Annotated in this window: 15 protein-coding genes; 6 read left to right on the top strand and 9 right to left on the bottom strand. The window is 70.0% G+C overall.

Annotated features, from left to right (window positions below):
* Nucleotides 1-14 precede the first annotated feature (14 nt).
* Together RWE79_RS18430 and RWE79_RS18425 are read left to right on the top strand one after the other, a co-directional pair.
* Nucleotides 15-1,028, top strand: a complete 1,014-nt coding sequence (locus tag RWE79_RS18430; RefSeq protein WP_475945912.1) for a C40 family peptidase — start codon at nt 15-17, stop codon at nt 1,026-1,028.
* 174 nt (nt 1,029-1,202) lie between these two features.
* A complete protein-coding gene (locus RWE79_RS18425; protein WP_475941175.1) occupies nt 1,203-1,892 on the top strand; it encodes a phosphatase PAP2 family protein in 690 nt (229 codons plus the stop codon).
* Between the two features lie 34 nt (nt 1,893-1,926).
* On the opposite strand, the gene RWE79_RS18420 is transcribed toward RWE79_RS18425, so the two are convergent.
* Nucleotides 1,927-2,076: a hypothetical protein gene (locus RWE79_RS18420; protein ID WP_475941174.1), complete on the bottom strand. Its 150-nt coding sequence runs from the start codon at nt 2,074-2,076 to the stop codon at nt 1,927-1,929.
* Nucleotides 2,077-2,173: 97 nt separating this feature from the next.
* On the opposite strand from RWE79_RS18420, the gene RWE79_RS18415 reads away from it, so the two are divergent.
* Together RWE79_RS18415 and RWE79_RS18410 are read left to right on the top strand one after the other, a co-directional pair.
* Nucleotides 2,174-3,034: an SCO4651 family lipoprotein gene (locus tag RWE79_RS18415; RefSeq protein WP_475941173.1), complete on the top strand. Its 861-nt coding sequence runs from the start codon at nt 2,174-2,176 to the stop codon at nt 3,032-3,034.
* An 85-nt stretch (nt 3,035-3,119) separates the two neighbouring features.
* Complete coding sequence (locus tag RWE79_RS18410) at nt 3,120-3,302, top strand: hypothetical protein (protein WP_475945910.1); 183 nt, start codon at nt 3,120-3,122, stop codon at nt 3,300-3,302.
* On the opposite strand, the gene RWE79_RS18405 is transcribed toward RWE79_RS18410, so the two are convergent.
* Nucleotides 3,299-3,652 carry a metal-sensing transcriptional repressor gene (locus tag RWE79_RS18405; RefSeq protein WP_475941172.1) on the bottom strand — a complete coding sequence of 118 codons (354 nt, stop codon included), beginning with the start codon at nt 3,650-3,652 and terminating at the stop codon, nt 3,299-3,301. The genes RWE79_RS18410 and RWE79_RS18405 overlap by 4 nt on opposite strands.
* Nucleotides 3,653-3,867: 215 nt before the next feature.
* Between RWE79_RS18405 and RWE79_RS18400 the strand changes: the two genes are divergently transcribed.
* Together RWE79_RS18400 and RWE79_RS18395 are read left to right on the top strand one after the other, a co-directional pair.
* Nucleotides 3,868-4,488: a DUF47 domain-containing protein gene (locus RWE79_RS18400; protein ID WP_475941171.1), complete on the top strand. Its 621-nt coding sequence runs from the start codon at nt 3,868-3,870 to the stop codon at nt 4,486-4,488.
* Nucleotides 4,489-4,493: 5 nt separating this feature from the next.
* Nucleotides 4,494-5,489: an inorganic phosphate transporter gene (locus RWE79_RS18395; protein ID WP_475941170.1), complete on the top strand. Its 996-nt coding sequence runs from the start codon at nt 4,494-4,496 to the stop codon at nt 5,487-5,489.
* 156 nt (nt 5,490-5,645) lie between these two features.
* On the opposite strand, the gene pstB is transcribed toward RWE79_RS18395, so the two are convergent.
* The 7 genes from pstB to RWE79_RS18360 form a co-directional block, all read right to left on the bottom strand.
* On the bottom strand, nt 5,646-6,422 hold the full coding sequence (pstB, locus tag RWE79_RS18390) for a phosphate ABC transporter ATP-binding protein PstB (RefSeq protein WP_475941169.1): 777 nt from the start codon (nt 6,420-6,422) through the stop codon (nt 5,646-5,648).
* Between the two features lie 39 nt (nt 6,423-6,461).
* Nucleotides 6,462-7,535 carry a phosphate ABC transporter permease PstA gene (pstA, locus tag RWE79_RS18385; protein ID WP_475941168.1) on the bottom strand — a complete coding sequence of 358 codons (1,074 nt, stop codon included), beginning with the start codon at nt 7,533-7,535 and terminating at the stop codon, nt 6,462-6,464.
* On the bottom strand, nt 7,532-8,530 hold the full coding sequence (gene pstC / locus RWE79_RS18380; protein WP_475941167.1) for a phosphate ABC transporter permease subunit PstC: 999 nt from the start codon (nt 8,528-8,530) through the stop codon (nt 7,532-7,534). Before pstC ends, pstA begins: the two co-directional genes overlap by 4 nt.
* Before the next feature lie 103 nt (nt 8,531-8,633).
* Nucleotides 8,634-9,773 carry a phosphate ABC transporter substrate-binding protein PstS gene (gene pstS / locus RWE79_RS18375; protein ID WP_475941166.1) on the bottom strand — a complete coding sequence of 380 codons (1,140 nt, stop codon included), beginning with the start codon at nt 9,771-9,773 and terminating at the stop codon, nt 8,634-8,636.
* A 191-nt stretch (nt 9,774-9,964) separates the two neighbouring features.
* Entirely contained in the window at nt 9,965-10,414 is a 450-nt protein-coding gene (locus RWE79_RS18370) for an NUDIX hydrolase (RefSeq protein WP_475941165.1), read from the bottom strand.
* A gap of 13 nt (nt 10,415-10,427) precedes the next feature.
* The gene (locus RWE79_RS18365; protein WP_475941164.1) at nt 10,428-11,411 is read right to left on the bottom strand and encodes a CHAD domain-containing protein; all 984 of its coding nucleotides are present in this window, start codon (nt 11,409-11,411) and stop codon (nt 10,428-10,430) included.
* Entirely contained in the window at nt 11,392-13,617 is a 2,226-nt protein-coding gene (locus tag RWE79_RS18360; protein ID WP_475941163.1) for an RNA degradosome polyphosphate kinase, read from the bottom strand. Before RWE79_RS18360 ends, RWE79_RS18365 begins: the two co-directional genes overlap by 20 nt.
* Nucleotides 13,618-14,092: the final 475 nt, after the last annotated feature.

The raw sequence follows: 14,092 nt of genomic DNA, 5'->3' as shown, positions 1-14,092 counted from the left end.
AAGGGGACCGGATGATGAAGGCCGCGCGCAAGGCCTGGGTCGCCACCGGCGTGGCCGGTGGGGTGTTCTTCTCCTTCCTCGCGCTGCTGGTCGTCGGCACGTACTCGGCGGCGGCGAGCCTGACCGGTGGTGTGCACTCCCTGGCCAAGGGCGCGGTGCCGGCGGCGTACTCGGGCATGGTGCAGCAGTGGGGGAGTCTGTGTTCGGCCATCAGTCCCCCGTTGCTCGCGGCGCAGCTCTACCAGGAGAGCGGGTGGAACGCGAAGGCCCGCAGTGCCGCCTCGGCGCAGGGCATAGCGCAGTTCATCCCCGGCACCTGGGCGACGCACGGCATCGACGGTGACGGTGACGGCGACAAGGACGTGTGGGACCCGGCCGACGCGATCCCCTCGGCGGCGTCGTACGACTGCGAACTGGCGCAGTACGTCAAGGACGTGCCCGGCGATCCGACCGAGAACATGCTGGCCGCTTACAACGCGGGCGCGTACCGGGTGATCAGGGCGGGCGGGGTGCCGGACATCGCCGAGACCAGGAACTACGTAAAGAGCATCATGACCCTGGCGAAGAGCTTCGAGGCGCCGAAGGCCACGGTCGCGGCGTCGCGGCAGGCGGCCGGGGCCATCTACTACGCGCAGAAGAAGCTGGGCACCCTGTACTTGTGGGGCGGCACCGGCACGGCCGCGCAGAACGGGCGGTTCGACTGCTCGGGGCTCACGCAGGCCTCGTACCGCTCGGTGGGCATAGAGCTGCCGCGGGTGGCGAACGACCAGTGGAACGCGGGGCCGCATCCGAGCCGGGACGAGCTGGCCCCGGGGGATCTGGTGTTCTTCGCGTACGACCTGGACGATCCGCGGACCATCCACCATGTCGGGATCTACGTCGGCGGTGGCTATATGATCAACGCCCCGCACACCGGCGCGGTCATTCGCTTCGACAAGATCGACACAGCGGACTACATCGGTGCGACCCGGGTGACCCAGGAGGGGGCGGCGGCGCTGCCGTCGGCCGATGCGGACGCGAGCGCGTGACGCCGGTCTCCCTTCGGTAACTTCCTGGTGATCATCCGGTGGAGACCGGAACGCCACGTACCGTGTGCGCCGTTGTCCGGGGAGAATGGCCCCGGACGCATGTGTATGCGTGAGGAGCGGGACGCGACGGGGGTTGCAGCGCGACGGCGGTACGGACAGTGAGGGGCATCACCGATGGCAGAGCTCACGCTTGACGGCTCGAACCCCGATGTCGGTCTGCTGCGTGACATCAACGGCCTGGCGAAGGGCACCCCCGCGTGGTTCGACCGGGGCATGGAGTTCGTCGGCGAGTACGGGCTGATCCTGCTGATGGTGCTGCTCGGGGGCTGGTGCTGGTGGCGGGTGGCCCGGCGTGCCCCGGAGGCCCCGGTGGCGGTGGCGGGTGTGCTGTGGTCCGGCCTGGCGGCCGGTATCGCGCTGCTGCTCAACATTCCGCTGCGGGGGTTCGTGGAGCGGCCCCGGCCCTTCGTCGACCATGACGGGCTGGATGTCCTGATCAAGGGCAAGACGGACTTCTCGTTCGTCAGCGATCACGCGACCCTGACGATGGCGGTCGCGGTGGGGCTGTTTCTGGTCAGCCGCGGGCTCGGACTGGTCGCGATCGGGGTGGCGCTGGCGGAGGGCTTCTGCCGCGTCTACATGGGCGTCCACTACCCGACCGACGTCATCGGCGGCTTCGCGCTGGGCACGGCCGTGGCGCTGCTGCTCGCCCCGCCGGCGATGGCGCTGCTCACCCCGTTGACCACGGCGGTCGCCCGGTCGTCCCGGGCGGGCTGGCTCGTGTGCTCGCCCCGGCGGGTGCGGCAGCCCGAGGGCGAGCCGTATCCGGAGCCCACCGCGTACGACAAGGATCTGGCGGCCTGAGGCGGTCCGCCCCGTGCGCCGCCGTGTGCCCCGGTCAGTTTCCGGTGTGCTCCGCCGCGTCCCGCCGGGCCCGGTCGCGGGCACGGCGGGCGGGCCCGCGCCAGCCGCAGGCGCAGGTGGCGTGGGTGAAGTGGCCCTTTTCGACGGTGGTCGTGCGATGGGCTGCGGAAGGCTGGTTGAGCACGCAATCAACGGTACCGGCCAGGCCGTGACGACGGACCCCGGTCGTCGTTATGCCGAACGAGGTCCGAGGTGCCGGAAGTTGCAGGGAGTTGGCGGAGATGGGGCAGCGGACGCGCGGGACCGCCGCGGCTGCGGGTCTCGGGCTCGGTCTGGGTCTGGGCGCGGTGGCGCTCTGCGGTTGCTCCGCCCCCGGCCAGGCCGCCGAGCCGGATCGTACGGAGGCTGTGCGGCGGGCCGCCGATGTACTGGTCCGGTCGGGCAGCGCCCGCGTCGCCACGTCCATGGAGATGGCCAGCGGCGGTACGAGGGTCTCGGTCACCGGCAGCGGGGGCTTCGACTTCGCCCGGCATCGCGGCAGCCTCACGGTGGTGCTGCCGGTGGACGCCGCGGGGGACCCGGAGCACCCGCCGATCACCGAGCTGATGGTCTCGGGCGCCCTCTACATGAAGAACCGCGGCGAGGGTGTGCCCGACGGCAAGTGGGTGCGGGTGGACACCACGCGGCTGTCCGACGGGAACCTGGTCACCGGTGGGGCCACCGAGCCGCTCGCCGCCGCCGAGCTGTGCCGTGGGGCGCGCCGGGTCTCCTACCTCGGGGAGGAGACCCTCGACGGGGCGCGGGTGCGGCACTTCCGGGGGGTGACGGACATCGCGCGGGCGGCGCGGGACGCCTCGGCGGGCTCGCGGGGGCCGCTGCGCGCGGCGGCGCGCGGGTTCACGGTGACCGTGGTGCCCTTCGACGCGTATCTGGACGAGCGGGGGCGGCTGCGCAAACTGCGGCAGCGGTTCACCTTCACCAACGGTGCCGAGGTGGTCTCCACCACCCGTTTCTCCGCGTTCGGGTCGCCGGTGCGGGTCGTACTGCCGGACCGGGGCGCCATCTACCGGGGAAAGATCGTTTCCGCGGCGGGCACGGCCGCGGCGACCGGGGCCGCGGCGAGCACGGCCGCGACAAAGTAGGCCACCCCGAATGGCCCGTCCGTGTCATGCACGGAGTGTGGGTCCTTCCCTACGCTGGGGTGGGGAGGAGGTGGTGCGCGTGGGGTTGTCGACCGGATCCCGGACGGTTCTGGGGCAGGACCATGTGGCTCTCGCGGAGATCGAGCTGTGCGGTGAGCTGATGATCGCGGCGTCCGCCGCCGCCGAGGAGCGGCTCAGCGCCGCCCGGATCGACGAGGTGCTCAATGTCGAGCGCCGCGGGGATCCGTACGACAGGGACAGCCTTTAGGTCCGCAGCAGCCGGGCTATCGCGGCGGTGGCCTCCGCCACCTTGTCGTCGGCCTCGGGGCCGCCTCGTACGGCGGCGTCGGCGACGCAGTGCCGCAGGTGCTCCTCCAGGAGTTGGAGAGCGAAGGCCTGCAGGGCCTTTGTGCCCGCCGATACCTGGGTAAGGATGTCAATGCAGTAGACGTCCTCCTCGACCATGCGCTGGAGGCCGCGGACCTGCCCCTCGATGCGGCGCAGCCGTTTGAGGTGCTGGTCCTTCTGTTTGCTGTACCCATGAGACCCATGGGACCCGTGAGACTCATGAGTTTCGTGTGAGCCGTGGTGTTCGGCGCCGACCTCGGTGGCGGTCATATAACCCGTCCCTCCTGCCCCGGTATACCCCTCCAGGGTATAGCCAGGATATATCGTACCGAATTCGGCCCATTGTGCGAGGTGCCCCCTGTGGGGAGCACGTCGGACGATGAGCGACACTGTATGGCGCCGGTCAGCAGTGGCCGGATGATGCACCTAGCATCAATTGCGACCGACCCCCGATGTAGCCAGCAGCCAGTAGCCGAGGACTTCACGTGCGCTTTCGTCTGACCCCCAGGGAGACGAGCTTCTACGACATGTTCGCCGCGTCAGCGGACAACATCGTCACAGGATCGAAGCTCCTCATGGAACTGCTCGGAGCCGATGCGGCCACGCGTACCGAGATCGCCGAGCGCATGCGCGCGGCGGAGCACGCCGGTGACGACGCGACCCACGCGATCTTCCACCAGTTGAACTCGTCCTTCATCACGCCGTTCGACCGGGAGGACATCTACTCCCTGGCCTCGCAGCTCGACGACATCATGGACTTCATGGAGGAGGCCGTCGACCTGGTCGTCCTCTACCAGGTCGAGGAACTGCCCAAGGGTGTCGAGCAGCAGATCGAGGTGCTGGCGCGGGCGGCGGAGCTGACTGCCGAGGCCATGCCCAACCTGCGCACGATGACCGACCTCACCGAGTACTGGATCGAGGTCAACCGGCTGGAGAACCAGGCGGACCAGATCCACCGCAAGCTGCTGGCGCACCTGTTCAACGGCAAGTACGACGCCATGGACGTGCTCAAGCTCAAGCAGATCGTGGACGTCCTGGAAGAGGCGGCGGACGCCTTCGAGCACGTGGCCAACACGGTGGAGACCATCGCGGTCAAGGAGTCCTGACCGGCGTGGACACCTTCGCACTCGTCGTCGTCATCGGCGTCGCGCTCTTCTTCACATACACCAACGGCTTCCACGACTCCGCGAACGCCATCGCGACCTCGGTGTCCACCCGGGCCCTCACCCCGCGTGCCGCGCTGGCGATGGCGGCGGTGATGAACCTGATCGGTGCCTTCGCGGGCAGTGGCGTCGCCCACACGGTCAGCAAGGGCATCATCGACACCCCCACCGGCAAGCAGGGCATGATCATCCTGTTCGCCGCCCTGGTCGGGGCGATCGTCTGGAATCTCAGCACCTGGTACTTCGGTCTGCCGTCGTCCTCCAGTCACGCGCTCTTCGGCGGCATGGTGGGCGCGGCGCTGGCCGGCTCCAGCACGGTCTACTGGAACGGCGTCCTGGACAAGATCATCCTTCCGATGATCATTTCGCCCGTGGTCGGTCTGGTGGTCGGCTATCTGGTGATGGTCGGCGTGATGTGGCTCTTCCGCCGTTCCAATCCGCACAAGGCCAAGCGCGGTTTCCGGATCGCCCAGACCGTCTCGGCCGCGGCGATGGCGCTCGGCCACGGTCTGCAGGACGCGCAGAAGACCATGGGCATCGTGGTCATGGCGCTGACCATCGGCGGGGCCCAGCAGGGCGACGGCATTCCGGTCTGGGTCAAGTTCGCCTGTGCGGCGATGCTGTCGCTCGGTACGTACGCCGGTGGCTGGCGCATCATGCGCACGCTGGGCCGGAAGATCATCGAGCTGGATCCGCCGCAGGGCTTCGCGGCGGAGGCCACGGCCTCGTCGATCCTCTATGTGACGTCGTACGTCTTCAAGGCGCCGATCTCCACGACCCATGTGATCACCTCGGCCATCATGGGCGTCGGCGCGACCAAGCGGGTCAAGGCGGTCCGCTGGGGTGTCGCCAAGAACATCGTCATGGGCTGGTTCATCACCATGCCGGCCGCCGGGTGTGTGGCCGCGCTGGTGTACGGGGTCACGCATCTGGTCTTCGGCTGAGGCAGCCACTGGCTGAGGCCGCTTCCGGCTGAGCCGGCTTCCGGCCGGGGCCGGCTCCGCCGGACAGCAAACGGGCCCGCCCCCTGCACAGGGGGCGGGCCTTTCGCCGTGCGGTGGCACCGCCATGCAGCACCGCAGGACGAGTACGGGGCCGGCCTAGCCGAAGCGGCCGGAGATGTAGTCCTCGGTGGCCTGCACGGAGGGGTTGGAGAAGATCCGCTCGGTGTCGTCGATCTCGATGAGCTTGCCGGGCTGGCCGACGGCGGCGAGGTTGAAGAAGGCGGTGCGGTCGGAGACCCGCGCGGCCTGCTGCATGTTGTGCGTGACGATGACGATCGTGAACTTCTCCTTGAGCTCGCCGATCAGGTCCTCGATGGCGAGGGTGGAGATCGGGTCGAGCGCGGAGCACGGCTCGTCCATCAGCAGCACCTCGGGCTCGACGGCGATGGCGCGCGCGATGCACAGGCGCTGCTGCTGGCCGCCGGACAGGCCCGAGCCGGGCTTGTTGAGGCGGTCCTTGACCTCGTTCCAGAGGTTGGCGCCCTTGAGGGACTTCTCGACGATGATGTCGAGGTCGCGCTTCTTCTTGACGCCGTTGAGCTTGAGGCCGGCCGCCACGTTGTCGTAGATCGACATGGTGGGGAACGGGTTCGGGCGCTGGAAGACCATGCCGACGGTGCGGCGCACGGCGACCGGGTCGACGCCGGAGGCGTAGAGGTTCTCGTCGTCCAGGAGCACCTTGCCCTCCACGCGGCCGCCGGGGGTGACCTCGTGCATACGGTTCAGGGTGCGCAGGAACGTCGACTTGCCGCAGCCGGAGGGGCCGATGAAGGCGGTGACGGTGCGCGGCTCGACGGTCATGGAGATGTCGTCGATCGCCTTGTGGGTGCCGTAGTAAGCGGAGAGACCGCTCACGTCGATTCGCTTGGCCATGGTGTTGCTCTCAATCCGGTCGCTGTCTGGGTGGTCGCGTCAGCGACCGGTCTTGGGGGCCTTCCAGCGGGCGATGCCGCGGGCCACCATGTTCAGGATCATCACGAAGGCGATCAGTACGAGTGCCGCCGCCCAGGCCCGGTCGTAGCTGGGCTCGTTGCCGTTCTGGTACTGCTGGAAGATGTAGAACGGCAGCGAGGCCTGCGGGCCGCTGAAGGGGTTGCTGTTGATCAGGTTGCTGCCGAAGACCAGCAGCGCGATCGGCGCGCTCTCGCCGGCGATACGGGCGACGGCGAGCATGATGCCCGTGGTGATGCCGCCGATCGCGGTGGGCACGACGACCTTCATGATGGTGCGCCACTTCGGGACGCCCAGCGCCAGCGATGCCTCGCGCAGCTCGTTGGGGACGAGCTTGAGCATCTCCTCGGTGGAGCGTACGACGACCGGCATCATCAGGATCGCGAGTGCCAGCGCGCCGGCGAAGCCCGAGTAGCCGAAGCCGAGTCCCAGGATCCAGAACGACAGGACGAACAGACCGGCGACGATGGACGGGACACCCGTCATGACGTCGACGAAGAAGGTGACCGCCTTGGCGAGCTTGCCCTTGCCGTACTCGACCAGGTAGATCGCGGTGAGCAGGCCGATCGGGGCGGCGATGAGGGTGGCGATGGCGACCTGCTCCAGCGTCCCGATGATGGCGTGGTAGACGCCGCCGCCGGGGTAGAGGGTCAGCACACCGTTCATGGAGTGGCCGAGGAAGGCGCCGTCGAGGATCTTGACGCCCTTGCTGATGGTGGTCTGGAGCAGCGAGTACAGCGGCAGGGCGGCCAGCACGAAGCAGGCCCACACCATGCTGGTGGCGACCCGGTCCTTGGCCTGGCGGCCGCCTTCGACGCGGGCGGTGATCGCGTACGTACCGCCGACGAAGAGGGCCAGGGCGATCAGGCCCCACTGGATCCTGCTGTTCAGCCCGGCGCCCAGGCCGATGCCGATGCCCAGCGCGATCGAGCCTGCGGCGATCGCGGCCGGTGCCCAGCGCGGGAGGCGCCGGTGGGAGAGGGAGCCCTGCGGCACGGCCGCCGCGGGGGCCTGGTCGATCACGGTGTCGCTCATGCGTTGGCCCCCGAGTACTCCTTGCGGCGGGCGATGATCATCCGGGCGGCTCCGTTCACCAGCAGGGTGATGACGAAGAGCACCAGGCCGGAGGCGATCAGCGCGTCACGGCCGAACTGGTCGGCCTCGCCGAACTTGGCGACGATGTTCTGCGAGAAGGTGCCGCCGGCCGGGTCCAGGATGTGCGCGGTCAGCTGCGGTGACGCGGACAGCACGGTGGCCACGGCCATCGTCTCGCCGAGGGCGCGGCCGAGGCCGAGCATCGAGGCGGAGATGATGCCGGAACGGGCAAAGGGCAGCACCGACAGGCGGATGGTCTCCCAGCGGGTCGCGCCGAGGGCCAGGGCGGCTTCCTCGTGCATCCTCGGGACCTGGTTGAACACCTCGCGGCTGACGTTGGTGACGATCGGCAGGATCATGATCGCCAGCAGGATGCCGACGGTGAACAGCGAGCGGGCGGCCTGCGGGTTGCTGGAGTCGAAGATCACGGTCCAGCCGAAGTATGTGTCGAGCCACTCGTTGAGGCCGATGAGGTGCGGCACCAGGAAGAGGGCGCCCCACAGGCCGTAGATGATGCTCGGGACGGCGGCCAGCAGGTCGATCACATAGCTGATCGGGGTGGCGAGCCGGCGCGGCGCGTAGTGCGAGATGAACAGCGCGATGCCCACCGAGATCGGGACCGCCAGCGCGAGGGCGATGACCGAGCTGACCACGGTGCCGTAGGCCAGGACCGCGATGCCGAAGACCGGCGGGGTGGCGCTCGCGTTCCACTCGAAGGTGGTCAGGAAGTTGCCGTGGTCCTTGGCGATGGCGCCGACGGCGCGGTAGGTGAGGAAGACCGCGATGGCGGCCATGATCACCAGCAGCAGGATGCCGGATCCCCGGGACAGGCCCGAGAAGATCCGGTCGCCCGCGCGGGTGACCGTGCGGTCACCGCCCCTGGTGTTCTTCTCCGCCAGGGGTGGAGGGGCTGAGGGCTGTGCGGTTATGTCCATTGGGGGATTTCTCCGGTCTGGGTGGGGGATGGCTCCCCCGGCGGCGGTGCACCGGATGGGTGGCCGGCCCGCGGTCGGTGAGGACCGCGGGCCGGCCGGTGGTTCAGGAGAGCGAGGAGATGGTGGAGCGGACCTTGGTGGCCAGCTCGTCCGGCAGCGGGGCGTAGCCGGCGTCGGGCAGGACCTTCTGGCCATCCTCGCTGGCGATGTAGGTCAGGAAGGACTTGGTCAGCGGCAGGGTGGCCGCCTTGTTGCCCTTGTCGCAGGCGATCTCGTACGTCACCAGGGTGATCGGGTACGCGTTGTCGGTCTTGGTGGTGTACGCCGAGGCCAGGTCCAGGGAGAGGTCCGAGCCGGTGCCGACGACCTTGGCCTGCGCGATCGCGGTGGAGGCGTTGGCGGCGGTGGCCTCGACCGGGGCGGAGGCGCCGGTGTCGACCTTGGCGGTCTTGATGCTGTTCGCGGTCGCGTAGGAGACCTCGAAGTAGCCGATTCCGCCGTTGGTCTGCTTGACCTGGGCGGCGACGCCGGCCGACTTGGCGGCGGACTGGCCGCCCTTGCCGGCGAAGGCCTTGGCGTGCTCGTACGGCCAGGCCTTGGGGGCGGCGGTGCTCAGGTACTTGGTGAGGTTGTCCGTGGTGCCGGACTCGTCCTGGCGGTGGAAGGCCTGGATCTTGGTGTGCGGCAGGGTGGCGCTGTCGTTCAGCTTCTTGATGGCCGCGTCGTCCCAGTAGGTGATCTTCGAGTTGAAGATCTCGCCGATCGTGGTCGCGTCCAGGACCAGGTTGTCGACACCGGAGAGGTTGTAGCCGATCGCGATCGGGCCGCCGACCAGCGGGATGCTGATGCCGGTGCCGGTCTTGCAGATGGCCTTGGAGGCGGTGACCTCTTCGGGCTTCAGCGGGGAGTCGGAGCCGGCGAAGGCGTCGGTGCCCTGGTTGAAGTCGATGATGCCCTCACCGGAGGACGAGGCCTTGTAGTTGACCGTCGCGCCGGAACAGGCCGCCTGGTAGTTCTTGACCCACAGGTCCATGGCGTTCTGCTGGGCGGAGGAGCCGGAGGCGAGGATCTGACCGCCCTTGTCCGCGCACTTGATGCTGCTGGACGACGAGGACGACTTGCTGGCGCCGTCGCTCGCGTTGTTGTTGTCGTCCGAGCCGCACGCCGTGAGGAGCAGCGCACCGGAAATCATGACCGTGCCGACGGTCAGGGCGCGCACGCCGCTCTTACGCTGAAGCTTCACCTTCGGTGTTTCCTTCCCAAGAGCCCGCCGGGACGGCGAAGCAGAGATGTAGGGGTCCTGCGTCTCCGGTGTCCGTTGCTGTTCACCGGTAAGGCCGAAATTAGGCAGATCAGATGAAGCGCCCGATGGGACAGGGTGAACGGGGGGTGAACCTCGCATATCAGTGCGGTAGCCCAGCCTGTGGATTCCGATCAGTGGGCGTTTTGTCCAGAATGACGCATGAAGGCGTCGATGAGCGGACGATCCCGCTCGTGGGTCAGCCGGTGTCGGGCGGCCACCGGGGGCAGCCAGACGACCCGGTCGACCTCGTGGTTCGGCGTGAAACCGCCGCCGGTCGCCTCGGCCGCCCAGTACCGCACATGCTTGGGCCGCCCGGCCACCAGGTAGTAGGCGGACGGCAGCGGGTCGCCGAGCAGGCAGTCCTGACCGGTTTCCTCCTTGACCTCGCGCAGCGCGGCCGCGGCCGCGCTCTCGCCGGGCTTGAGCTTGCCCTTGGGGTGGGACCAGTCGTCGTAGCGGGGCCGGTGGACCAGGGCGATCTCCAGGCCGCCGTCTACCGGGGAGCGGCGCCACAGGACCGCGCCCGCGGCGAGAACGGGGGCGGTCGCGGTGTCGCCCGCCCTGTTACGTGCGGTGTCCATGGCAGTGCTCCCTTCAGGCGGAACCGGTACCCAGCCACAGATGCGCGAAGGCGAAACGGGCCTGCTCGGTCTCCTGCCGCTGGTCCGCGTGCAGGACGCCGAGCGCGTACGCCGTCGCCGGCGCTATCCGGGGGGTCTGGGCCGCGGCGGTCACGGCGGCGGCGGCCTCCGCGGCTTCGTGGTGCTGCTGCAGTATCCGGGCGAGCGCGGACGGTCGTGCCTCGGGCTCCCCGTCGTCGTGGGGGCACACCTCGCGGGCGTAGCGGCTCAGCCGCAGCAGGGTACGGACCCGGTGCCAGGGGGCGTCCTGCCGGTCGGCCGGGGGCTCGGCGGCGAGGGCGGCGCACAGCGGGCCGCCGTTGTACGGCTGTGCGGCCCGGGTCAGCGGCAGGGCCTCGGCCGCGTCGGCGAGGCGGGCGTGGGCCTGGCCGGTCAGCGCGGGCAGCACCTCGGGCGCGGGGGCGCGGGCGGCCGGGGCCAGCGGCACGTCGGAGGCCATCACGGCCACCGCGTCGGCCACCGCGTGGAACCGCGACGACCCCATCGCCTGCAGGGCCGCCGAGTGGGCCCGGGTCCTGGCCAGCGTCAGCCGGCGCTCCAGCAGCGCCCCGGCGCGGGCCGCGCCGATCGCCAGGGCCCCGTCCCCGGGCTCCTCGGAGGCGGCCAGCCGGTGCAGGGCGGAGACCAGCCGGGCCAGCCGGGCGGCATGCTGGTGTTCGCGGCCCAGAGTGGTGGTCAGCCAGCCGAGCTCGGCACGCAGCGGTTCGGCCCAGGCCGGATCGGCGAGCGGCCCGTAGGTGTGCAGGGCGCCGCCGATCCGCCGGGCCGCGCGGCGCAGCTGCCGTCCGGTGGCGTCGTCCCCCTCCTCGTTGAGGGCGCGCAGGAAGGCGGTGGCCTGCTCCCGCAGATAGCCGGTGAGCACGTCGCCCGCGGCGGGCGTGCCGGCCGGCCCGGCGAGCGGGCCGGCCAACGCGGTGTCATGGTGTCGCTGGGCCACGCCGGCGCCTCCGGGCGTCGATGAGCATCTCCTGGACGTTGCGCAGCGGACGTCCGTCGGCATCGGTGCTGTGCCGCGTCCAGTTCCCGTCCGGGCCGAGGTGCCAGGACGAGGTGGTGTCCGAAGTCCCGATCTCCAGCAGGCGGTTGAGCGTCGTACGGTGGGCCGGGTCGGCGACCCGCACCATCGCCTCGATACGGCGGTCGAGGTTGCGGTGCATCATGTCGGCGCTGCCGAACCAGACCTCGGGCTCGCCGCCGTTGCCGAAGACGAACACCCGGGAGTGCTCCAGGAACCGGCCGAGCACACTGCGCACCCGGATGTTCTCCGACAGCCCTGCCACACCCGGCCGTACGGCGCAGATGCCGCGCACCCAGATGTCCACGGGCACGCCGGCCTGCGAGGCCCGGTAGAGCGCGTCGATGAGCGCCTCGTCGACGATCGAGTTGACCTTGATCCGGATGGAGGCCGGGCGGCCCGCCCGCTGGTGGTCGATCTCCTTCATGATCCGGGCGATCAGCCCGTCCCGCAGACTGCGCGGGGCGACCAGCAGCCGGTTGTACGTCTCCCGGCGCGAGTAGCCCGACAGCCGGTTGAACAGGTGTGACAGGTCCGCGCCGACCTGCGGGTCGGCGGTCAGCAGGCCGAGGTCCTCGTACAGCCGGGCGGTCTTGGGGTGGTAGTTGCCGGTGCCGACGTGGCTGTAGCGGCGCAGCGTGTCGCCCTCCTGGCGGACGACCAGCGACAGCTTGCAGTGCGTCTTGAGCCCGACCAGGCCGTACACCACATGGCAGCCGGCCTCTTCCAGCTTGCGGGCCCACTTGATGTTGGCCTGCTCGTCGAAGCGGGCCTTGATCTCCACCAGGACCAGCACCTGCTTGCCCGCGTCGGCGGCGTCGATCAGCGCGTCGACGATCGGGGAGTCGCCGGAGGTGCGGTACAGGGTCTGCTTGATCGCCAGCACGTCCGGGTCGGCGGCGGCCTGGTCCAGGAAGGCCTGTACGGACGTCGAGAAACTGTCGTACGGGTGGTGGAGCAGGACGTCGCGCTCCCGCAGGGCCGCGAAGACGTCCGGCGCGTGCGCCGACTCCACCTCGGCCAGATCGCGGTGGGTGCCCGCCACGAACTTGGTGTACTTCAGCTCCGGCCGGTCCTGCCCGGCCATCGAGAACAGCCCGGTCAGGTCCAGCGGGCCCGGCAGCGGGTAGACCTCGGCGTCCTCGATCTTCAGCTCGTGGACCAGCGTGTCCAGCGCCCTCGGCGAGATCGACTCCTCGACCTCCAGCCGGACCGGCGGGCCGAAACGACGCCGCAGCAGCTCCTTCTCCAGGGCCTGGAGCAGGTTCTCGGTGTCGTCCTCCTCCACCTCCAGGTCCTCGTTGCGGGTGACCCGGAACATGTGGTGGTCCATGACCTCCATCCCCGGGAACAGCTCCTCCAGATGCGCCGCTATGACGTCTTCGAGGGGCACGAACCGCTGCGGGCTCGCTTCGAGGAAACGGGACAGGATCGGCGGCACCTTGACCCGGGCGAAGTGGTCGTGGCCGGAGACCGGGTTGCGTACGGTCACGGCGAGATTCAGCGACAGACCGGAGATGTACGGGAACGGGTGGGCCGGATCGACCGCCAGCGGGGTCAGCACCGGGAAGATCTGGTGCCGGAACAGCGTGAAGAGCCGGGCCTGCTCCTTGTCGGTGAGCTCGGCCCACCGGATGATGTGGATGCCCGCCTCCGCCAGCTGCGGCGCCACGTCGTTCTGGAAGGTGGCGGCATGGCGGGCCATGAGCTCCCGGGACCGGGACAGGATGTTCGCCAGCACCTCGCGCGGCTGCAGGCCGGACGCCGAGCGGGTCGCCACCCCGGTCGCGATCCGGCGCTTCAGGCCGGCCACGCGGACCATGAAGAACTCGTCCAGGTTGCTCGCGAAGATCGCCAGGAAGTTGGCGCGTTCGAGGAGCGGGGTCGCCGGGTCCTCGGCGAGTTCCAGCACCCGTTCGTTGAAGGCCAGCCAGCTCTGCTCACGGTCCAGGAACCGGCCCTGCGGCAGCTCGGCGGTGTCCTCGTCGGCCCCGGCGCCGCCACCGGCGCCCTCCGGCACATCAGGAATGTCCGACACCAGGTCGGGCACGACGCGGGGGCGGTAGGCAGCCACGGCACCGTCCCCCGCGCTGGCGGCGGCTTCTGCGGGAAAATTCATCGAGGCCATGGGAGCGAGCCCTTCTCCGGATCCGGCACGGCATTCCGTCTTCCATTCTCCCGTGCGCGATGCCGTTCCGGCAGGTCGGGCCGCTGGAGGGTGGTGCGGATGGCGGGCTGCATCCTGTGATGCTCGCAAGCGACGTTGAATCGCCGGTAACGAGCAGATGGCGACCAGGAATCCCCAAGGCCTACGCCTGCGGCCCCAAGCGGCCCGGGACCGCGCCCCGTTGTGCCCCGAACCCCTGCGGGGCTGCGGCCCGGACCCCTGGCGGGGCTCCGCCCCGGACCCGCGGCGGGGCTCCGCCCCAGGCCTGCGGCGGCTGCGCCTCGGAACCCCGCACGGGGCTGCGGCCCGAAACCCCGCCGGGGTTGTGCCTTGGACCCCGGTGGGGCTGCGCCTTGGACCCCGGTGGGGTTGTGCCCCGGACCCCTGGCGGGGTGGTGCCCCGGACCCGGGCGGGGGCCGCGGCCCGGAAGCCCGC

This window comes from Streptomyces sp. RLA131 (assembly GCF_056270125.1).
Note: the sequence above shows the minus strand (reverse complement) of the source record. Positions and strands in the feature narration are given on the sequence as shown.

What these genes read in the sequence shown, in the direction of transcription:
- RWE79_RS18430 (WP_475945912.1), top strand. Translation starts at nt 15, where the DNA reads ATGAAGGCCGCGCGCAAGGCCTGGGTCGCCACCGGCGTGGCCGGTGGG.
- RWE79_RS18425 (WP_475941175.1), top strand. Translation starts at nt 1,203, where the DNA reads ATGGCAGAGCTCACGCTTGACGGCTCGAACCCCGATGTCGGTCTGCTG.
- RWE79_RS18415 (WP_475941173.1), top strand. Translation starts at nt 2,174, where the DNA reads ATGGGGCAGCGGACGCGCGGGACCGCCGCGGCTGCGGGTCTCGGGCTC.
- RWE79_RS18405 (WP_475941172.1), bottom strand. Translation starts at nt 3,652, where the DNA reads ATGACCGCCACCGAGGTCGGCGCCGAACACCACGGCTCACACGAAACT.
- pstB (WP_475941169.1), bottom strand. Translation starts at nt 6,422, where the DNA reads ATGGCCAAGCGAATCGACGTGAGCGGTCTCTCCGCTTACTACGGCACC.
- pstA (WP_475941168.1), bottom strand. Translation starts at nt 7,535, where the DNA reads ATGAGCGACACCGTGATCGACCAGGCCCCCGCGGCGGCCGTGCCGCAG.
- pstC (WP_475941167.1), bottom strand. Translation starts at nt 8,530, where the DNA reads ATGGACATAACCGCACAGCCCTCAGCCCCTCCACCCCTGGCGGAGAAG.
- RWE79_RS18370 (WP_475941165.1), bottom strand. Translation starts at nt 10,414, where the DNA reads ATGGACACCGCACGTAACAGGGCGGGCGACACCGCGACCGCCCCCGTT.
- RWE79_RS18360 (WP_475941163.1), bottom strand. Translation starts at nt 13,617, where the DNA reads ATGGCCTCGATGAATTTTCCCGCAGAAGCCGCCGCCAGCGCGGGGGAC.